This window comes from Flavobacterium geliluteum, assembly GCF_017948595.1.
In the GTDB taxonomy this organism is placed as follows: Bacteria; Bacteroidota; Bacteroidia; order Flavobacteriales; family Flavobacteriaceae; genus Flavobacterium; species Flavobacterium flavipigmentatum.
Genome location: NZ_JAGFBV010000033.1, coordinates 1 through 20,394, shown reverse-complemented (window position 1 = coordinate 20,394; position 20,394 = coordinate 1). Strand labels below are relative to the sequence as shown.

15 protein-coding genes and 2 tRNA genes are annotated in these 20,394 nt (G+C 34.9%); 11 read left to right on the top strand and 6 right to left on the bottom strand.

Annotated features, from left to right (window positions below):
- Positions 1 to 47: 47 nt before the first annotated feature.
- Positions 48 to 998 (bottom strand): GSCFA domain-containing protein, encoded by a 951-nt coding sequence (locus J3495_RS16845; protein WP_210667800.1) that lies wholly within the window; start codon positions 996 to 998, stop codon positions 48 to 50.
- Positions 999 to 1,230: 232 nt separating this feature from the next.
- On the opposite strand from J3495_RS16845, the gene J3495_RS16840 reads away from it, so the two are divergent.
- Positions 1,231 to 2,976 (top strand): ABC transporter ATP-binding protein, encoded by a 1,746-nt coding sequence (locus J3495_RS16840; protein WP_210667797.1) that lies wholly within the window; start codon positions 1,231 to 1,233, stop codon positions 2,974 to 2,976.
- Positions 2,977 to 3,236: 260 nt separating this feature from the next.
- Here J3495_RS16840 and alaS read toward each other — a convergent pair whose 3' ends face one another.
- Positions 3,237 to 5,873 (bottom strand): alanine--tRNA ligase, encoded by a 2,637-nt coding sequence (gene alaS / locus J3495_RS16835; RefSeq protein ID WP_210667795.1) that lies wholly within the window; start codon positions 5,871 to 5,873, stop codon positions 3,237 to 3,239.
- Between the two features lie 261 nt (positions 5,874 to 6,134).
- Here alaS and J3495_RS16830 point away from each other — a divergent pair, with 261 nt between their 5' ends.
- The 8 genes from J3495_RS16830 (at position 6,135) to J3495_RS16795 (ending at position 13,689) form a co-directional block, all read left to right on the top strand.
- Entirely contained in the window at positions 6,135 to 7,112 is a 978-nt protein-coding gene (locus tag J3495_RS16830) for a M23 family metallopeptidase (RefSeq protein WP_210667793.1), read from the top strand.
- A gap of 53 nt (positions 7,113 to 7,165) precedes the next feature.
- Entirely contained in the window at positions 7,166 to 7,498 is a 333-nt protein-coding gene (locus J3495_RS16825; RefSeq protein WP_210667791.1) for a MerR family transcriptional regulator, read from the top strand.
- A gap of 44 nt (positions 7,499 to 7,542) precedes the next feature.
- Complete coding sequence (locus J3495_RS16820) at positions 7,543 to 8,124, top strand: LemA family protein (RefSeq protein ID WP_210667789.1); 582 nt, start codon at positions 7,543 to 7,545, stop codon at positions 8,122 to 8,124.
- A gap of 90 nt (positions 8,125 to 8,214) precedes the next feature.
- Positions 8,215 to 8,652, top strand: a complete 438-nt coding sequence (locus tag J3495_RS16815) for a TPM domain-containing protein (protein WP_210667787.1) — start codon at positions 8,215 to 8,217, stop codon at positions 8,650 to 8,652.
- Between the two features lie 3 nt (positions 8,653 to 8,655).
- Positions 8,656 to 9,480 carry a TPM domain-containing protein gene (locus J3495_RS16810; RefSeq protein WP_210667786.1) on the top strand — a complete coding sequence of 275 codons (825 nt, stop codon included), beginning with the start codon at positions 8,656 to 8,658 and terminating at the stop codon, positions 9,478 to 9,480.
- 78 nt (positions 9,481 to 9,558) lie between these two features.
- On the top strand, positions 9,559 to 9,972 hold the full coding sequence (locus J3495_RS16805; protein ID WP_072975146.1) for an RrF2 family transcriptional regulator: 414 nt from the start codon (positions 9,559 to 9,561) through the stop codon (positions 9,970 to 9,972).
- 244 nt (positions 9,973 to 10,216) lie between these two features.
- On the top strand, positions 10,217 to 12,763 hold the full coding sequence (locus J3495_RS16800) for a TonB-dependent receptor (RefSeq protein WP_210667783.1): 2,547 nt from the start codon (positions 10,217 to 10,219) through the stop codon (positions 12,761 to 12,763).
- A 179-nt stretch (positions 12,764 to 12,942) separates the two neighbouring features.
- Complete coding sequence (locus tag J3495_RS16795) at positions 12,943 to 13,689, top strand: DUF2490 domain-containing protein (protein ID WP_210667781.1); 747 nt, start codon at positions 12,943 to 12,945, stop codon at positions 13,687 to 13,689.
- A gap of 23 nt (positions 13,690 to 13,712) precedes the next feature.
- Here J3495_RS16795 and J3495_RS16790 read toward each other — a convergent pair whose 3' ends face one another.
- From J3495_RS16790 to era, 4 genes are all read right to left on the bottom strand, one after another.
- Complete coding sequence (locus J3495_RS16790) at positions 13,713 to 16,466, bottom strand: outer membrane beta-barrel protein (RefSeq protein ID WP_210667779.1); 2,754 nt, start codon at positions 16,464 to 16,466, stop codon at positions 13,713 to 13,715.
- 145 nt (positions 16,467 to 16,611) lie between these two features.
- Entirely contained in the window at positions 16,612 to 17,922 is a 1,311-nt protein-coding gene (gene der, locus J3495_RS16785) for a ribosome biogenesis GTPase Der (protein ID WP_210667777.1), read from the bottom strand.
- 297 nt (positions 17,923 to 18,219) lie between these two features.
- Entirely contained in the window at positions 18,220 to 18,813 is a 594-nt protein-coding gene (locus J3495_RS16780; RefSeq protein WP_210667775.1) for a CHAP domain-containing protein, read from the bottom strand.
- A gap of 134 nt (positions 18,814 to 18,947) precedes the next feature.
- Positions 18,948 to 19,829, bottom strand: a complete 882-nt coding sequence (era, locus tag J3495_RS16775) for a GTPase Era (protein ID WP_210667773.1) — start codon at positions 19,827 to 19,829, stop codon at positions 18,948 to 18,950.
- Positions 19,830 to 19,945: 116 nt separating this feature from the next.
- Between era and J3495_RS16770 the strand changes: the two genes are divergently transcribed.
- Positions 19,946 to 20,018: transfer RNA gene (locus J3495_RS16770), tRNA-Met, on the top strand.
- Between the two features lie 32 nt (positions 20,019 to 20,050).
- Positions 20,051 to 20,123, top strand: a tRNA-Met gene (locus tag J3495_RS16765).
- The last annotated feature ends 271 nt before the right edge of the window (positions 20,124 to 20,394 follow it).

Below are 20,394 nucleotides of genomic sequence, written 5' to 3'. Positions count from 1 at the left end.
AAAATTACAATCAAATATAAGAATAATTTTACTTTTAAAATAGTTGTCTAAAATTTGATGTGTGGCCATTGTTCTTCTACTGCACTTATTTTTAAACGCAGTTTTGATAAAAATGCCTGGTGCTGTTCAGAATTCGGGTTAAAACTTCTGTGCGTGAGCCCTTTTTGTATTTCTAAAATTTGGTTCATCGTTGTAAAGGCGGATTCGTCAATAAAGCTTTCGCTGAAACTTTGCCAGATATAATTAATTGCAAGCTGGTTAGGATGCAACATGTCTTCGGTATAAAAACGATAATCGCGAAGTTCATCCATCATAATTTCGTATGAAGGAAAATAGTTGAAAGTCGAAAGTTGAAAGTCGAAAGTTTGGTGCAAAGCCACAAACAAATGCGACTTGCTAAGCTGATTTTCTACAAAGCCATCTTTTATATGACGCACCGGTGAAATGGTAAAAATAAAATCAATATTTGGGTTTAAAGTGTGAATGGAATCAATTGTATTTTGAATGCTTTTTTGAATGTCATTTACCGATAATAATTCCTTTGAGAACTTTTTTTGCGGCACTTTGTGGCAATTGGCAACGATATTATTGCTTTCTGTGTTTCTATAAATCCATGACGTTCCGTACGTAATAATAAGATGCGTGGCTGAAGATAATTGCGAAGTTGTCGTCTGAATTATTTGATTTAAATTTTCTAAGAAATGATCTTTATTGGGATCAGACAACTCAGAATGTACTTCGTAGCAATGCCATAAATCGTTGTGAAAAAAAATATCTTTTTCGGTAAAAAAATCCTGTTCAATTACTCTTCGAATAATGTTCTCTATCGAAACTGGATTGAAAATAATTCCGAAAGGGTTTGTAGCATTTTGAAACTTAAAATAGTCAAACTTATCAGCCATATTTTCTGCAAAACAAGAACCAATAGAAACAATTTTTGAATTATAATCGATTGGATAATTAGTTTTAGAAATTGGGATTTGGGTTCTGAATTGCATAAGATTATTTTCTGCAAATTTCGTTTTTTTTTAGAAACAAAAACAGCCGATTAAAATATAAAACGCATTACTACACTATTTTCCTAATGTATTTAATTTTGAACGTTTTTTTCGGATAAAGCATTACCAAAATCTACTTGCGAAAAATTACATTATTAATAACAATAAATCAACTTCACAAAGCAAAACTATTCACTACTTTTGCATCTTCTATTTTTTTATTATACTTGATATGAAATTATTATATTCCTACATAATCAAACATAAAATGTTATTGTTTTTTGCCTTAATTATGGCTACAATCAATATCTGTTTCAGTTTGTCAGACTCAGTAATTACTGGTAAATTAATGCAAGATTGCGGCGTTGGACTGCATAAGTACAAAGGAAACGAAATGGGTTTTATCAAATCCCTGGCTTTCTGGCTCGGGCTTTCTCTTGGTGCTGCGATGATTTCGAGAATTACCAAAAACTTTCAGGATTATTTTACCAATGTTGTGATACAGCGCACTGGTGCTCAGATGTATACTGACGGAATCAAAAAGTCACTTGATTTGCCTTATGCCGAATTCGAAGATCAACGCAGTGGTGAAACGTTAAGCAAATTAACCAAAGTACGATCTGATTCAGAAAAACTGATTACACTTTCTATTTCACTTGTATTTCAAACGGTTATCGGATTTGTATTCGTCATTCTGTACGTTGCCCGAATTGATTATCGCATTTCAATTATCTTTCTGATAACGGCCCCTATTATCGCTTTAATCAGTTCTTACCTGGGTAAAAAAATAAAAATTGTCTCTCGAAAAATCGTCAATCAAACCAATGCTTTGGCAGGTTCTACGACCGAAAGTTTGAGAAATATAGAACTTGTAAAAAGTTTGGGACTGACCTATCAGGAAGAAAAACGTCTTAATTTAAACACTTTTAAAATTCTACAACTCGAATTGCAAAAAATTCGTTTCATCCGAAGTCTAAGTTTCATTCAAGGTACAACCGTTCATTTTTTAAGAACTTGTGTGGTTTTTGCTCTGTATTATTTCTTGTTTGGCAACAAAATTATCGTAGGCGATTTACTGACTATGGTCTTTTTTACCTTTTTTATTTTTGGCCCTTTACAAGAGTTAGGCAATTTTATTATTACGCTTAATGAGACCAAAGTTTCAATGGAAAACTTTAAAACCTTGTTGAGCGCTCCAAAAGAATTTCGTCCTAAGAACCCAAAACATGTGGGCGCCATTCAATCGTTACTCTTTTCGAATGTCAGTTTCCAGCATAAAACAGCAAAATTTAAAGCGGTAGAGAATATTAACTTTGAAATTAAACAAGGTCAAACCGTTGCTTTTGTTGGGCCATCAGGTTCTGGAAAAACTACTTTAGTAAAACTTTTGGTTGGTTTATATACGCCAGCTGAAGGACAAGTGCTCTATAATGAAATTGATTCTACCGAAATTGATTTATTAGACCTAAGAAAACAATTAGGATTCGTTACACAAGATGCACAATTATTCTCCGGAACAATTCGTGAAAATTTATTGTTTGTAAAACCCAATGCAACAGACGAAGATGTATACGACGCTCTAAAAAGAGCCAGTTGTGAAAAATTATTAAAACGTGCCGAAGATGGCTTGAATACTACAATTGGCGAAGGCGGAATTAAAGTTTCAGGTGGCGAAAAACAACGTTTATCAATTGCTCGTGCCATTTTAAGAAATCCAAATTTATTGATTTTTGACGAAGCAACTTCGGCATTAGATTCTATCACAGAAGAGGAAATTAATGCCACTATCCGAAATATATCCGACAAAAACAGAATTACCGTTTTGATCGCTCACCGACTATCTACTGTTATGCATGCTGATAAAATATTTGTTTTGGAACAAGGAAAGATAATCGAGCAAGGCAAACACGAAGATTTAATTCTCGAAAAAGGTTTGTATTACGCAATGTGGAGGCAACAGATTGGAGAGCGCAAGTAGTTTTAGCTTCTAAGTTACTGAGAATCTAAATTGCTAAGTTTAAACAAAAACAATTAAACGTACTATTTGTCATTTCGACGAAGGAGAATTTCCCCAAAGAACATCCAATCTTTGTAGAGCTTCTTATGGAGATTTCTCCTTCGTCGAAATGACATAAAATAAAAAAATACTTACAAACAAAAACCCGACAAATTTTAAAAATCTGTCGGGTTTATTTATTCTAGAAACCTTAGCAACTTAGAATCTTAGCGCTTCAAAACTTATTTTACAAACTCAACTGCCTTAGCCAAAGCATCAGCAATTCCTACAGGATTTTTTCCTTTTCCTGAGGCGAAAAAAGGTTGTCCTCCCCCATTTCCTTCAATATATTTTCCTAATTCTTTGATTACTGCATTTGCATTTAAGCTTTTTTCTGCCACTAATTCTTTAGCAATATAACAATGAATATTAGGCAAATTCTCTTCAATTGAAGCTAAAAAAACAAACGAATTTGGCTTAGAGCTTCCGATAGCTTGTGCTAAATCTTTGGTTGAACTCATGGTCAAATCTACTTGTTTGGCCAAAAAGTTAATTCCGTTTATTTCTTGAAAATCGGCAACTAATGTGTTTTTCAATCCATCGATTTTTTCTTTTAACAGTTGTTCAATCTGTTTTTTCAACTTTGCATTATCGTCTTGCAATGAGGCCACAGATTTTAAAACATCTTGCGGATTCTTCAAAGTTTCCTTGATTTCAGCTAATGTATTTTCTTGATTTTGATAGAAATTTTTCACTGCATCTCCAGTAATTGCTTCAATTCTACGAATTCCTGCAGCAACTGCCCCTTCTGAAATGATTTTGAAATGCCAGATTTCTGCCGTGTTTTTCACGTGAATTCCACCACAAAGTTCTTTGCTTTCGCCAAATTCAATCATACGGACAGAATCACCATATTTTTCTCCAAACAACGCCATTGCACCTTTATCCAACGCTTCTTTAATTGGAATATTTCTGTGTTCTACCAATTGCAATTGTGCTTCAATTTGCGCATTTACACTTGCTTCCACCTGACGTAATTCGTCATCAGAAACTTTAGAAAAGTGCGAAAAGTCGAAACGCAAGTAATTCGGATTTACCAAAGACCCTTTTTGCTCGACATGCGTTCCAAGAAGGTTTCTCAAAGCCAAATGCATTAAATGTGTAGCCGAGTGATTTTTAGAAGTTGAAGTTCGTAAATCAGTATTGACTTTTGCTACAAAACCAACTTCTATATTTTCTGGTAATTGTTTTGCAAAATGCAAAATCAAGTTGTTTTCTTTTTTTGTATCGATGATTTCGATGGTCTCGTTTGCCGAAACTAATGTTCCTTTATCACCCACTTGTCCTCCACCTTCTGGATAAAAAGGCGTATTGTCTAAAACAATTTGGTATAAAATACCATCTTTTTTAGAATCTACTTTACGAATACGTGTAATTTTCACTTCGTTCTCTACGTGATCGTAACCAACAAATGTTTCTACGTTTCCTGGAATCAAAACCGACCAATCTTCTGTTGAAACTTCTGATGCTGCGCGCGAACGGTTTTTTTGTTCCTGCATTGAGGCATCAAATTCTGCTTCATTGAAAGACATTCCTTTTTCTTTCAAAATCAAAGCAGTTAAATCTTTAGGAAAACCAAAAGTATCATACAACTCAAATGCTTTTGCTCCAGAAACTTCAGTCCCTTTGGTTTGTGCAATTACATTATCTAATAACTGTAAACCTTGATCTAAAGTTCTTAAAAAGGAAGCTTCTTCTTCACGGATTACATTGGTAACCAATTGTTGCTGCGATTTGATTTCTGGAAAAAATTCTCCCATTTGATTGGCCAAAACTTCTACCAATTTATTTATAAAAGGCTCTTTGGTATCTAAAAATGTAAATCCGTAACGAATAGCTCGACGCAAAATTCTGCGAATAACATAACCCGCTCCTGTGTTTGATGGCAGCTGCCCATCTGCAATTGCAAACGCAACCGCACGAACGTGATCTACCACAACTCGAATTGCAATATTCGTTTTATTTTGTTCTTCACTGATGTTTTTTACCTCATCAGATGTATATTTCAATCCCGTAATTTGTTCTACTTTCTCAATAAGCGGTGTAAAAACATCCGTATCATAATTAGATGTTTTTCCTTGCAAAGCCATACACAAACGCTCAAATCCCATTCCGGTATCTACGTGTTGCGCAGGCAGTTTTTCTAAAGATCCATCGGCTTTACGATTGAATTCCATAAATACATTATTCCAGATTTCTACCACTTGCGGATGATCGTTGTTGACCAAACTTTTTCCTGTAATTAATGCTTTTTCTGCTGTTGAACGTAAATCAACATGAATTTCTGAACAAGGTCCACAAGGTCCTTGATCGCCCATTTCCCAAAAATTATCTTTTTTATTTCCAAGGATAATTCGGTCTTCATCAATTAATGTTTTCCAAATATCCCAAGCTTCTTGATCAAACGGAACATTATCTTCTTTGCTTCCTTCAAAAACAGAAACATACAGATTTTCTTTTGGAATTTTATACACTTCTGTCAATAAAGTCCATGCCCAATTGATGGCTTCTTTTTTGAAATAATCGCCAAAAGACCAGTTACCCAACATCTCAAACATGGTATGATGATAGGTGTCAAAACCTACATCTTCAAGATCATTATGCTTTCCGGAAACACGCAGACATTTTTGCGTATCGGCTATTCTAGGGCTTTTTGGTGTTCCGTTTCCTAAAAAATATTCTTTAAACTGGGCCATTCCCGAGTTATTAAACATAAGGGTTGGATCGTCTTTAAGAACAATAGGAGCCGAAGGAACAATTAAATGTCCGTTGCTTTTAAAAAAGTCTAAAAATTGTTTACGTACGTCTTGTGATTTCATATTTTAATTAGAAATGTGATAATTTGATAATGTGTCAATTAGAGAATTTACTACCTCTGAAAATACGATAATGATACTTTTTTAGTGGAAATTTATAATTCAATACAATAAACTTCACTTTTAAGACATTATCTAATTATCAAGTTGGCACATTATCTAATTTGTTTAATTCTTGAAAAAAAGCGGCGAACATCTGAAACATTTCTTAAATTTGTTCGACTAACTATTTTAACGAGCTGCAAAAATAGGGTATTTTAAAATATGGCGAAAGTAAAATATTATTACGACTCAGAAAATCTGGCTTATACAAAAATAAAAACCAGAAAGAGAGCTAAAATTGGCTACGGGTTATTGTTTTTATTGGCTTCGGCCTTGTTTGGATTTTTGGTTTTTGTACTTTTAATTAACACTCCTTATTTTGAAACGCCAAAAGATCGTTTGCAAACGCGAGAACTTGAAAATTTGAAATTGCAATATGCTATTTTGAATAAAAAAATGGATGAAATTGACGATGTGACAGAGGCAATTGCAAATCGTGACAATAATATTTATCGGGTGTATTTTAATAAAACTGAAATTCCTGATTCGATTAGAAAAGCTGGTTTTAAGGACATCAATAGATACAAAGTATTAGAAGGATACAACAACTCGCAATTGGTTATTAATACGACAAAGCGAATTGATCAATTGTCAAAGCAATTGGCGATTCAATCTAAATCTTTGGATGAAATTTTGAAATTATCGGGTACAAAATCACATTTATTGCTGGCAATTCCGGCGATTCAGCCTGTTCAGAATGAAAATCTGAAACGCATGGCGTCTGGGTTTGGATACCGAACCGATCCTTTCACGAAAGTGAAAAAAATGCACAATGGAATGGATTTTGCCGCCAAGACTGGTGCTCCGATTTATGCAACTGGTGACGGCGTTATTGCCAGAGCTGATAATTCGGCCTCAGGATACGGAAATCATATCGTAATCAGGCATGGTTTTGGATATGAAAGTTTATATGCACATTTGAGCAAATACAACTGTCGGGCAGGACAACATGTCAAACGCGGAGACGTTATTGGTTATGTGGGAAGTACAGGAAGATCAGAAGGACCACATTGCCATTACGAAGTACACAAGGACGGGAAAGTGGTGAATCCGCTGAATTTTTACTACGGAAATATCTCGGCGGTAGAATATGTGGCGATTGCGCAATTGGCAAATCAGGAAAATCAGTCATTAGATTAATACAAAAAAACGTTCTCTTTATAAGTGGTGGCGAAAAGAAAAAGAAAAGATAAATGCATATAGAGTTAAAAGAAGGCAAAAGATATTACAGCATTGGCGAGGTGGCCAAAGCATTTGATGTTAATGCTTCGCTGATACGTTTTTGGGACAGCGAATTTGATATTCTGAAGCCAAAAAAGAATGCAAAAGGCAACAGAATGTTTACGTCCGAAGATATTACCAACCTTCAACTGATTTATCATTTGGTTAAAGAAAGAGGTTTTACTCTGGAAGGCGCCAAAACACATTTGAAAGAAGGACAAAAGAAAACATTAGATAAATTCGAAATAATACGTAAATTAGAGACGATAAAAACACAGTTAACAGAAATTAAAAACGAATTATAATATTTAAAATCAATTACATAAAAATAAACTTAAATTAAGCAAACATGAAAAAATGGTTAATCCCTGTAGGAATTATTATAGCACTTATCGCTATTATTGCATTTTGGTCAATTGGAATTAAAAACACAGGTTTAAAATACAATCAGGCTGTCAATAAAGAATGGGGAAATGTGCAAACAGCTTATCAAAGACGTAATGACTTGATTGGCAATTTGGTAAATACTGTAAAAGGAGCTGCTGATTTTGAAAAATCAACGTTGACTGCGGTTATTGAAGCTCGTGCAAAAGCTACAGCAGTAACAATTGATCCGAGCAATGTTACACCAGAACAATTAGCTCAGTTTAACCAGGCGCAAAGCGGTGTATCGTCATCATTATCAAGATTATTGGTGTCTGTTGAACAATATCCAACGCTTAAAGCGAATGAAAACTTCCTGAAATTGCAAGACGAATTGGCAAGTACAGAGAACCAAATCCTGACTGCCAGAACACGTTTTAATGAGGCTGTACAAGAATACAATGGTTACATTCTTTCTATTCCGAACAAATGGTTCTTAGACTACAAAGAAAAACCCTATTTTGAAGCTGTTACAGGAGCTGACAAACCCGTTGAAGTAAAATTCTAAAAAAAGATTTAATATTTTTGATTAACGATTTTTGATTACAGATTTTAATCTGAATCTAAAGTCGTTAATCTTCATTTAAAAATAATTTCAATGTCAAAAGTAGAAGATTTTTTATCCAAAGAAGAAGAACAGGAAATTGTTGAAGCTATTCGTGTGGCCGAAAAAAATACTTCTGGCGAAATTAGAGTGCATATAGAAAAAACAACTTCCAAGGTTCCTTTTGACAGGGCTTTAGAAGTTTTTCATGAATTAAAAATGGATGAAACTCAATTGAAAAACGGAGTTTTATTTTACTTTGCTGTTGCCGATAAAAACTTTATTATCTGTGGCGATAAAGGCATCAATGATCTCGTAGCCGATGATTTTTGGGATTGTACCAAAGATAAAATGAGCGCACAATTTAAATTAGGAAATTTTAAGCAAGGTATTGTAGAAGGTATTTTAAACGCCGGCGAACAACTGAAAAAACATTTCCCATGGTCTGCTGATGACACCAACGAATTATCAAACGAAATCTCAAAAGGATAAATAATGAAAATTTCAAAAAACCTCCTATCAAATTCCAAAGGAATTTTTCAGTTTATCTTTTTATTACTTGCGTTTTTTAACAGTAATAGTATTGTGGCGCAATTTACTATTCCAGAAAAACCAAGTTTTCAGACGTCTGTTTACGATTATGCAAATGTTTTGAGTGCATCTGAAAAATCGCAATTGGAAGAAAAACTAATTCGTTATTCTGATTCGACTACAACTCAAATTGTTGTTATTACGATTGAGACTTTAAAAGGCGAAGATATTGGTATTCTCGCACCAAAATGGGGTCAGGAATGGGGAATTGGAGGCACTTCTAAAGACGATAATGGTGTCATTATTTTATTAGCTAAAGCCCAAAAGAAAATATGGATTTCTCCCGGTTACGGACTGGAAGATCGTCTTACAGCTGGAATTGGCGGTGAAATTATTAGAAATATTATTATTCCTGAATTTAAAGCAGGAAGCTATTACAAAGGCCTTGACAAAGGAGCAGATGCTATTTTTGATGTTTTTAAAGGAAAATACAAAGGAGAACGCAAACAAACCAAAGGAAAAAAATTCCCAATACTTCCCTTTATTTTTATAGTCGTTATTGTACTGATTTTAATCTCCAGAAACAAACGTGGTGGAGGCGGAAATTCTGGTAATAATAGCGGTGGAGGCCCAAGTTTACTTGATGTCATTATTCTGAGTAATTTAGGCAGAAGCAGCGGAGGCGGTTTTGGAGGCTTCGGAGGCGGATCATCTGGTGGCGGAGGTGGCTTCGGTGGTGGTTTTGGCGGAGGCGGATTCTCTGGTGGTGGTTCTGGCGGAAGCTGGTAACAAAGTTTTGTTTCTGGTTTCTTTTGTTTCAAGTTTTTTAGTTTCGGGTTTTTTTGATCCTCATTTTTAATTTTTACTATGTTATCACATAAAGCAAAATATGCTCTTAAAGCCTTACTTTATCTCGCTGAGCAAGACGAAAATCACATTTCTAGAACCATAGAAATTGCTGATGGCGCCAACATTCCAAAAAAGTTTTTAGAGCAAATTTTATTAGATCTTAAACGAGGCCGTTTTGTGAGCAGTAAGCAAGGAAAATTTGGCGGATATTATTTGATAAAATCTAAAAACGATATTACGTTGGCCGAAATTCATCGTTTGTTTGACGGTGCAATTGCGCTTCTGCCCTGCGCTTCATTAAACTTTTATGAGCCATGTTCTGATTGTAAAACAGAGTCTGAATGCAGTCTGCGTCACGGCTTACTACTCATTCGTGATAAAACTTTGAAAGCAATGGAAGGCATTACAATAGCTTCATTGGTAAAGAAATAAAAAAATATTCTTTATATTCTACTATTTTTATAGAATTTATATATATTTGCAAAAATAATCAACAGATATTTATAAATTCAAACTTATGAAAGCACAGTCCAGTCTATCAGGTGTCTTAAAAAATCTTTTAAAAAACAATCAAAACAATAATTTGACTCTTGTCAAAAACAGTTCATTTATGATGTGTATGTGTTGGTAAAAAAATTTACTTAAAATTCTACTAATTACATATACTTAATATAAAATGAAAACATCTATAAAAAACATATTTACAACTGTCTTATTTTTAACCTTTTCAATTACATTCGCACAAAATATTGAAGGAGTTGTAACCAATAGCGAAAATCAACCTTTATTAGCCGCAAACATTGTTATTAAAGGAACTACAATAAGTACTATAACCGATGAAAACGGAAAATTTAGTATCGATACAAAAGGAAAACTTCCGCTAACTATTTTAGTACAATACATAGGATATAAAACTTCAGAAATAGAAGTTACAGCAATCACCACAATTCCTGTTCAAGTAATTTTAGCAGAAGAAAACCAATTGGTAGAAGTAGTAGTTTCTTCCAGAAGACGCATCGAAAAAGTACAAGACGTTCCGATTGCGGTATCTGTTATTACAGGGAAGCAAGCCGAACAAGCAGGAGCTTTTAACGTAAACCGTATTAAAGAACTGGTTCCGTCAGTACAGCTCTATTCATCAAATCCGAGAAATACGGGAATTAATATTCGTAGTTTAGGCTCTCCTTTTGGACTCACCAATGACGGAATTGACCCAGGTGTTGGTTTTTATGTGGATGGTGTTTATTATGCCCGTCCAGCGGCAACTACTCTTGATTTTATTGATGTAGAACAAATTGAAGTCCTTCGCGGGCCACAAGGATCTTTGTTTGGTAAAAACACGACTTCGGGTGCTTTTAATATTACTACACGCAAACCAAGTTTTAAGTCTGGTGCAGATTTTGAAGTAAGCTACGGAAACTATGCTTTTCTACAGGCAAAAGCTTCCATCACAGGAGCAATTAGTAAAAAACTGGCGGGCCGTATCTCTTTTTCGGGTACTCAACGCGATGGTTTGATTGATAATGTTGTAACAGGCAGAGCTACTAACACGCTAAATAATCAAGGGATTAGAGGACAATTGTTGTACACTCCATCAGAAAGAACTAACGTATTGTTTGCTGCAGATATTACAACGCAACGACCAGATGGTTACGCTCAGGTTGTCGCAGGTGTCGCACCTACAAAAAGAGCTGCATACCGTCAATTTGATGCTATTATTAAAGATTTGAATTACCAACTACCGAGTCAGAATGCATTTGATCGTAAAATTGACCATGATACTCCTTGGCGCTCCGGACAAGATTTGGGCGGTTTATCCCTTACTATTGATACCAAAATTGGAAACGGAACACTGACCTCAACAACAGCATGGCGTTTTTGGAATTGGGATCCATCAAACGATAGAGATTTTACAGGTCTGCAAGTATTGGCAAAATCACAAAACCCTACAAGACAGACCCAAACAACACAAGAAGTGCGTTATGCAGGTCAAGTAACTTCTACATTAAGTGGTGTTGTAGGTGCCTTTTTTATTGATCAAACATCAACAACAAATGGTACTGAAGAATCAGGTAATGCACAGTGGAGGTTCTCTCAAAGTACAACCAGTAATCTATGGAGCACACCTGGCCTTTTTGAAGGTTATGGCATAAAAACAGATGCCAGCATCAGATCTTCGAGTGCTGCTGTATTTGGTCAATTGGACTGGGCGATAACAGAACGCTTGCATATTTTGCCGGGTGTACGCTATAACTTTGATAAGAAAGATGCAGATTACAAACGCACAACATACGGAGGTCTTCAAACTACAGATCCCGCCTTACTTGCCTTAAAAAAATTAGTATATACCGATCAGGCTTTTACATCAAGTACTGATAATACAGACTTTTCCGGAAATTTAACCATCTCTTTTAAAGCCACTGATAAAATCAATGTTTATGCGACATACGCCAAAAGCTACAAACCAGTTGGTGTAAATGTAGCAGGACTTCCGAGCAATTCAGCGGGGCTTCCACTATTAGAACTTGCTGTAATTAAGCCTGAAAAAGTAAATCATTACGAGTTAGGTGTAAAAACGTCTCCTTTTAAAAATTCTATATTCAATTTGACATTCTTTAATACTGATATCACAGATTTTCAAACCAATGTTCAAGCAGCCGAATTGGGTGTAAACCGTGGCTATCTTGCCAATGCCGACAAAGTTCAGGTAAAAGGTGCAGAACTTGATGCCAGCTTTGTAATTAACTCGCATCTAACAATAAACGGAGCAGCAACTTACACAGATGGTAAGTATGTAAAATTTACCAATGCACCACTTCCATTAGAAGAAACAGGATCTTCTGTATCCTTTAAAGATGTTTCTGGATCTGCTTTACCAGGTGCTTCAAAATGGGCAGGATCTTTAGGAGGTGAGCTGTCTGACCAAGCAAGATTCTTTGGTAACTCAGGAAAAGTTTTCCTTGCCATAGATACTTATGCCCGTTCTGAATTCTCTTCAAGTCCTTCTGCATCAAAATATTTGGTGGTAGATGGTTATGCCTTATTTAATGCCCGTTTGGGGTTCCGTGCCACCGAAGGATTATCGGTTCAGTTCTGGGGACGCAATATTTTTAACAAAGATTATTACGAACAATTATTACCTGCAGGCGGAAATACCGGCCAATACGCAGGTGTATTGGGAGATCAAAGAACTTATGGAATTACCTTAAAATATGTGCTATAAACAATAAAAAAATAGTGTAATTAAGTTAGTGATTGAACGAGATGTGTTATCAAAAAATGTCTCGTTTTTTATTATAAAATCACAAAATAAAACTCAAAGTAATTTTAAAAACGCCTTTTGTCTTCGAAATAACATTCTGATTTGCCTATATTCGCAGCTTAAAATGAATTTATTTCTGAATGAAATTTCTTAAAATAATTGTTCTCATAATAAGCACCGCTACTTTTTTATCAGTGCAAGCCCAGAAAAAAGTTGATCAACAAACTCTAACATGGATACGTTATTACGCTGTTTTTCCTTTAAATGATGATTGGGCGATTCACTCGGAAATTGACAACAGAAATTTTGTCGATCCTATTCGGGAAAATCTTTGGGTACTTAGAATACAAGGAAGATACCGAGCAAATAAAACTGTAGAAATGGGTGCGGGAATAACTTATTTTAATGTAAATACACAAGATCCGCATACCGATTTAGATTTTTCTATACCCGAATATCGGGCACAACAAGACGCTACTTTTAATACTAATTTTGCAAAAATTACATTTCACAATCGTTTTCAATTGGAGGAACGTTTTATTCAAAAAGCCAATAAAATGGAGTTACTTGATGCTTTTTCATTTTCTTTTAGAATGAGATATCGTTTGCAATCTATTTTTACTCTTTTTGAAAAAGAAAACCAAAACTTAAAAGGCATTATTTCAGATGAAATTATGTTTAATTTTGGAAGAGATTACAAAAAAAACACCTTTGATCAAAATCGAATTTATGCTGCATTGCGTTATCAATTCGACCCAAATATTGGTTTGGAGTTGGGCTATTTAAAAAATTTTCAGAGACGAATGAGTGGAGTTGATTTTTATGATCGGGATATTATTCGACTTACCATTCATCATAAAATAAACCATAAAATGGCAAACAATTAAACATAAAAAGTGAAACATAAAAACTATTCTTCTCTTTGTTTTCTCTTCCTCCCTTTCTCAGTACCAGCAAAGTTTCCTATTTTATAAGCAAGAGAAAACATCATATATCGTTTAAGTACTGTATTTTCTTCGTCACGAATTGAGGTCGCAGAAATGGTTCTTGTTGCGCTCTGATTCTGATTTAAAACATCATATACCTTTACTTTTAAGAAGATTTTTTTATCGAAAAAACCATAAGACAAACTGGTATTCCAGAGATAAAAATCTTTCTTGAAATCACTTGAAATACTAGAATTAAAAGTATAGCCAAAATCATTTCCAAAAATTAAATTTTCTGGCCAATAGGTTGTAGTCTGTAGATTGATCCTGTGCATCACATTAGAACTTGCATCTCTTGTATAATTTTGATATTTAGTCTCATTGTACGACAAACTGTAAGATGGCGAAATGGTGAGCAAATCGCCATATTCGTAGGTAAAATAGGCCTTCGGCACAATCGCAATAGATTGGGCGGTGTATAAAACTGCATTGGTAAATCCTTTATCGAAAGAATAATTTGCGTTTATCGCCAAACCATATCTCAAAACATGAGCCTCTCTTTTTAAAGATTGATTCCAGTTACCGCCAACAGAAGCCGAGTAAACTCCCGAAATATTGGCATAAGTCGTTGTTCTTTTTCCGCTATCATCATAAATCGAAGTCGAAATCACATCATTATTATAGTAATCTCCTCTAAAATAAACATTATAGCCCGAACGAGTACGAAAATCAAAGTTTCTAAAATTGAAGTTAGCACTGTTCTTTTCAATCGGATTAAGATTTGGATTCCCAATTATGGTGTTCAGAGGATTCGTCAAATCTAGGACCGGCATTAACTGTTCTGAGGTAGGAAGTGAAGTGCTGTAATCGTATTTAAAGGTCAAAAACTTAGAACGACTAAATTTGTATCGTATCTGAGCATTCCAAAATGGCAAAGCATACTTTTTATTGAGATCGGTCACATTATTTAAGTATAGCGAATGATTTTTAAAATCAATAATAGAAGTTTTGCTGTTAAGATTAAAAGTAAATTTACTTTTCTGCCATGAAATTCCCACTTTTGGACTTACCGCATTTTGCTTAGAAATTGTGTAATTTGTCAAAGATGCATTGAGATCAGAATACGATTGTGTAGCATCATCAAAATTAAAAGTCTTTTGATCCTTTATTTCATTAGACCAATCAAAATCAGAACCAAATCTTATCCTCAAAGAATCTGTTATTGGCTCTGTATACTCCAAATCCAAAGTATAAGAATCGGAAATATTTCTATTTTTGGCGTTTTGGTTTCGTTTATCATTCGGCTTATTGTCCTGATAAAAAATAGTCTCCGAAAGATTAAAACCGTCCGTGTCATTTTTTGAATTACTATTCAAAAAAACAAAACTAAAATTACGTGACTTTTTCTCAAAAGCCTTGTTAAAATTAATGCCGTTACTAAAACTACTGTTTTTTCCTTCTCTGTAAGATTTTGAGTTGCTTTCATTCAATGCATCACCGTTTTCATCCTCAGAAAAACTAGAAGATAAAGACGTATTATTAGAACGAGATTCATTTATTTTTGGAGAAAAGAGAAGCGTTGTCTTGGGATCAATTTTATATTCTAATTCAAAATTTGCGTTATTTCCTGTGTTTTCATTTCGGGAACCTACATCAGAATTGGTTACAATATTTCCTGTTGGCAAAAAACTCACCTGATTTGATTTACTATCATTTTTAGTAATGGTATTCGAGAAATTATAACTTCCCATCGCCAATAAATCCTTAGTCCAATCATCAGAATAATTTAGACCGAGCAAATTAGACTGTGTGATTCCTTTTCCGCTTCCAGAATTTTTAGTATCATTTTTTGTGTTTCTTCCGCCAGACATATTATCAAACACCTCATCCATAGAAAAACCCGTAGCATTGATATTATTTGAAGATCCTAAAACACTGATCTTTTGCTTATTATTGAAAAAATTCATAATCAGGCTGCTTTCATATCGGTCATCAGAACCATATCCGGCTAGCATTTTTCCAAAATATCCTTTATTTTTTTTCTCGTCAATCGTGATATTTATCGAAGAATAATCAGAGGTAGATTCTTGCTTTGAAAGTTCCTCCTTTTTAGTTTTAAAATCAGAAACCTGAATCTTTTTTATAATTTCTGCTGGTAAGTTTTTGAGAGCGATGGCGCCGTCTTTGTCAAAAAAGGTCTTTCCGTTTACCAAAAACTGCGTTACTTCCCTCCCATTTACCGTCACTTTTCCCTGATCATCAATATCAAAACCTGGCAATTGCTTCAATAACGTTTCTACATTAGAATCCGGACGCACTTTATAAGAGGTAGCATTAAACTCGAGTGTGTCTTTTTTGATCGTAATGGGTAGTGCTTCAGTTTTGATCACCACATCTGCCAAAACATTTACGTTTTCCAACAAATATATTTTACCGAAATCCTTACTCTCCAAAAGCTGTTTTTGCTCTTCAAAATAAGGCTGATACCCCATATAGTTGATCTTTAAAAAAAGAGGTTTGTCGTATTTTTTGGTTGTTATTCTAAAAACGCCGTTTTTATCGGTAGTAGCATATTCGATAACGGTAGAATCTTTAACGGTGGTAAAATAAACAGTCGCCAATTCCAAAGGCAACTGTGTATTGATATCAAGTACCGTTCCTTTGATCACAATATCATTTTGTGCGTGAGCAGAACACAGAATAAGAAAAAAAGATACGCAAAAATATAATTTGGTCATAAAATGGTTAGTTGTCACTCGTTAAGACCCTGATTACAGTAAAAGGTTTAATTGCATTCTAACGTTATATCAAAACCCACCATCTATTGTGCCAAAGCAAATTATGATAAGCAAAAAAAATCCCCGACCAGCGGGGATTGTAATTTTATTTTTCTCTAATATAAATATCGATTGGTACTCCTGAAAAGTCCCAATTTTCTCTAATTTTATTTTCAAGATATCTTTTGTATGGTTCTTTTACATACTGTGGCATGTTGGCAAAAAACACAAACTGAGGGGTTAGGGTTGGCAACTGCATACAATATTTAATTTTTACATATTTACCTTTTGTTGCTGGTGGCGGATAAGCTTCAATCACTTTCAACATAAACTCATTGAATTTAGAGGTCGGAATTCTTTGTTTTCTGCTTTCGAAAACCTGAACCGTAGCTTCTAAAGCTTTCAATAAACGTTGTTTGGTCAAAGCCGAAACAAACAAAATAGGCACATCTGTAAAAGGCATTAACTCTTCTCTAATTTTTGCTTCGTAATCTCGTGTAGACATGGTGTCTTTTTCTACCAAATCCCATTTGTTTACCAGAATCACAACACCTTTACGGTTTTTTTCTGCCAGCCAAAAAATACTTTGATCCTGACCTTCAAAACCACGAGTAGCATCAATAATCAAAATACAAATATCAGCATGTTCAATCGCACGCACAGAACGCATTACTGAGTAAAACTCTAAATCTTCCTTAACCTTAGCCTTACGACGGATTCCTGCCGTATCTACCAGATTAAATTCAAAACCAAAACGATCAAATTTTGTATCAATTGCATCACGGGTAGTTCCCGCAATGTCTGTTACCATAAAACGTTCTTTACCAATTAAGGCATTGATAAAACTAGATTTTCCAGCATTTGGACGACCTACAACAGCAAAACGTGGCAAAACAACCTCTTCCTGAACAGGCTCCGGTTTTACAGGAAAAGATTCGATTAAAGCGTCTAATAAATCTCCTGTTCCGCTTCCTGAAATACTTGCAAATGTGTAATAATCTCCTAAACCAAGGTTATAAAACTCCAATGCATCTTTCTCACGCATTGCATTATCTACCTTATTTACAGCCAATAAAACAGGCTTCGTCACTTTACGCAACAAGCGCGCAACAACGTCATCCATTGGTGTAATACCTTCTTCTACATCGACCACAAAAATAATAACATCAGCCTCATCAATAGCCAATTCTACTTGTTTTCGTATTTCTCCCTCAAAAACGTCATCAGAACCACGAACATATCCTCCCGTGTCAATTACAGAAAATTCTTTTCCGTTCCACTCGCTTTTACCGTAGTTTCTATCTCTGGTAACTCCAGAAACCGAATCTACAATAGCTTCTCTTCTTTGTATCAGCCTATTAAAAAGGGTTGATTTCCCTACATTAGGTCTTCCTACTATCGCAACAATGTTATTCATTTTTTTGAATTTTAGATTTTAGATTCTAGTTTTTAGATTTTTAGTTTCTTAATAACCTAATCACTTATAGTCTAAAATGCTTAATTTTAATTTTTTGCAAAGGTAGCTAAAAAAGTGGCTAAGTTGCTAAGTTTCTAATTACCTGAGATTTTTATTATTTTTCCTATTATTTTTAGGAGCTGTTTCCTGCTATCCGCTTCAATCTTTTGTTCCGCTAAAAAGCTCCACAAAAGGATTTCCACTTTTATCAGGGCTAGGGCCTCAAGGCAGCAGGGATATTTTTGGCTGATCTATTTATTACTGCTTTCTCAACCAGCCCAACACTCTTTTATTGTCTATTTTATACTTCTCTTTCAGAATTTTTACTTCAAAAACTTCTCTGGAGTTACTAAATGGCCCCGGATTTTGTTGAATAATTTCTACTTCATTTTGAGAAACTTTCGAAATGATAGCAACGTGTCCAAATTTATTTAAAACCGATCCTGAAAAAACTATGAGATCTCCAACTTCCGGTTTAGATTGACTTGGATTGGTATATTGAATTAAATTTCGCTTTACATTCAGTTCTCCATCTTCAACTTCAGCATCAAAAAAATCTTTTGCATGACCATAAGCATCCGGCATTTTATGATTTAAATGTTGGTAATAATATCTTTTTACAAATTCAACACATTGATATTTAAGTCCCAGATTGTAATTGTCTTTTGTGACATTTCTTTCCAGTACATGATCAACGCCTCCATTATAATATACTTTTACACCATCTAAACTATCTAACGGCTCTCCTATTTTATAATCACGGTTTAAATTTACTTTTTTTACAACTTTTAAACCTGCAAAACCCAAAGCTAAAACTGAAATTATTACAATAGCAATCCTTTTGATTTTCATTAATTTCTATTTAAAAAACTAAGATTCTTTTAGTTCTGTCTGCGTGAGGGATTGAGGCGGTATCCTTTTATGTAGCGGAGCGAAATAAAAGATATAGCCGAAAGCCCGACCCGGAGGGACACGCCCAAACTATATTACTGATTATACCCGAAACGCTTTAACATATTGGCGTTGCTTCTCCAGTTTTTGTTGACTTTTACAACGAGTTCAATGTGAATTTGTTTCCCGAAAAACTTCTCTAAATCGGCACGGGCATCCATCCCAACTTTTTTTAGAGCAGCGCCTTTATGACCAATAATGATTCCTTTTTGCGTTTCGCGCTCTACCATAATGATTGAACGGATTCTGATGATATTTTCGTCTTCAAAAAACTCTTCTGTCACGATTTCAACCGCATACGGAATCTCTTTGCTGTAATTCAGCAAGATTTTTTCACGAATGGTTTCGTTTACAAAAAAACGTTCTGGTTTGTCTGTCAATTGATCTTTTGGGTAATAGGCTGGCGATTCGGGCAACAGCGAAATGATTCTGCTGAAAACCTCCGGAACATTGAAATTTTGTAAAGCCGAGATTGGGAAAATTTCTGCATTGGGTACTTTTGCCGTCCAAAAAGCCACTTGTTCCTCTAATTGTTCTTGGTTTGAGTTGTCAATTTTATTCAACAATAGCAAAACCGGAATTTTGGCATGAATGATTTTATTAAAGAAAGCCTCGTCTTTTAAGTCCTGCTCTCCTATTTCGACCATGTAAACCAGAATATCAGCATCTTCAAAAGCCGATTTTACAAAGTTCATCATCGATTCCTGCATTTCATAAGCGGGTTTGATGATTCCGGGAGTATCCGATAATATGAGTTGAAAATCTTCGCCATTTACGATTCCAAGAATACGATGACGAGTTGTTTGTGCTTTTGAGGTGATAATGGATAATCTTTCTCCAACAAAGGCGTTCATCAATGTTGATTTTCCAACGTTTGGATTCCCGATGATGTTTACAAAACCTGCTTTATGTGACATTTTAGTATTATTTAATTTGCAAAGGTAGTCATATCAACTCAATACAGAAAATAAAACATTTTTTAATCTTTTGGTTGGATTTCTAGAAAAACGACGTATATTTGCACCCGAAACAACGCGGGATAGAGCAGTAGGCAGCTCGTCGGGCTCATAACCCGAAGGTCACAGGTTCGAGTCCTGTTCCCGCTACTAAGAATTTTATTGAAAATACAAACGCACATCGCGGGATAGAGCAGTAGGCAGCTCGTCGGGCTCATAACCCGAAGGTCACAGGTTCGAGTCCTGTTCCCGCTACTAGAGAAGCTTCAGAGAAATCTGGAGCTTTTTTTGTTAAAGTCTTTTAATAGCCCTCCAATATAGTTTCGAATTCTCCTAATCCAATTTCCTCATTAGCATCATATAAGTTGAACGCTATAAAAAACAGAAACCAGAAGCTTATGGATCAAGACGAAAACCTGTGGAGTGATAAAAATTATGCATAAATAGTAGTGAGTCTAAAAAGGAAGTATTCCACATTCCTCACACCTCTGAATTTTGATCTGAATGCTTTTATTTTAGCATTGAA

Excerpts from the sequence above, each read along its gene's own strand:
- J3495_RS16840 (WP_210667797.1), top strand. The coding sequence starts at position 1,231 with ATGAAATTATTATATTCCTACATAATCAAACATAAAATGTTATTGTTT.
- alaS (WP_210667795.1), bottom strand. The coding sequence starts at position 5,873 with ATGAAATCACAAGACGTACGTAAACAATTTTTAGACTTTTTTAAAAGC.
- era (WP_210667773.1), bottom strand. The coding sequence starts at position 19,829 with ATGTCACATAAAGCAGGTTTTGTAAACATCATCGGGAATCCAAACGTT.
- J3495_RS16810 (WP_210667786.1), top strand. The coding sequence starts at position 8,656 with ATGAAAATTTCAAAAAACCTCCTATCAAATTCCAAAGGAATTTTTCAG.
- J3495_RS16800 (WP_210667783.1), top strand. The coding sequence starts at position 10,217 with ATGAAAACATCTATAAAAAACATATTTACAACTGTCTTATTTTTAACC.
- der (WP_210667777.1), bottom strand. The coding sequence starts at position 17,922 with ATGAATAACATTGTTGCGATAGTAGGAAGACCTAATGTAGGGAAATCA.
- J3495_RS16790 (WP_210667779.1), bottom strand. The coding sequence starts at position 16,466 with ATGACCAAATTATATTTTTGCGTATCTTTTTTTCTTATTCTGTGTTCT.
- J3495_RS16830 (WP_210667793.1), top strand. The coding sequence starts at position 6,135 with ATGGCGAAAGTAAAATATTATTACGACTCAGAAAATCTGGCTTATACA.
- J3495_RS16845 (WP_210667800.1), bottom strand. The coding sequence starts at position 998 with ATGCAATTCAGAACCCAAATCCCAATTTCTAAAACTAATTATCCAATC.
- J3495_RS16820 (WP_210667789.1), top strand. The coding sequence starts at position 7,543 with ATGAAAAAATGGTTAATCCCTGTAGGAATTATTATAGCACTTATCGCT.
- J3495_RS16815 (WP_210667787.1), top strand. The coding sequence starts at position 8,215 with ATGTCAAAAGTAGAAGATTTTTTATCCAAAGAAGAAGAACAGGAAATT.
- J3495_RS16805 (WP_072975146.1), top strand. The coding sequence starts at position 9,559 with ATGTTATCACATAAAGCAAAATATGCTCTTAAAGCCTTACTTTATCTC.
- J3495_RS16795 (WP_210667781.1), top strand. The coding sequence starts at position 12,943 with ATGAAATTTCTTAAAATAATTGTTCTCATAATAAGCACCGCTACTTTT.
- J3495_RS16780 (WP_210667775.1), bottom strand. The coding sequence starts at position 18,813 with ATGAAAATCAAAAGGATTGCTATTGTAATAATTTCAGTTTTAGCTTTG.
- J3495_RS16825 (WP_210667791.1), top strand. The coding sequence starts at position 7,166 with ATGCATATAGAGTTAAAAGAAGGCAAAAGATATTACAGCATTGGCGAG.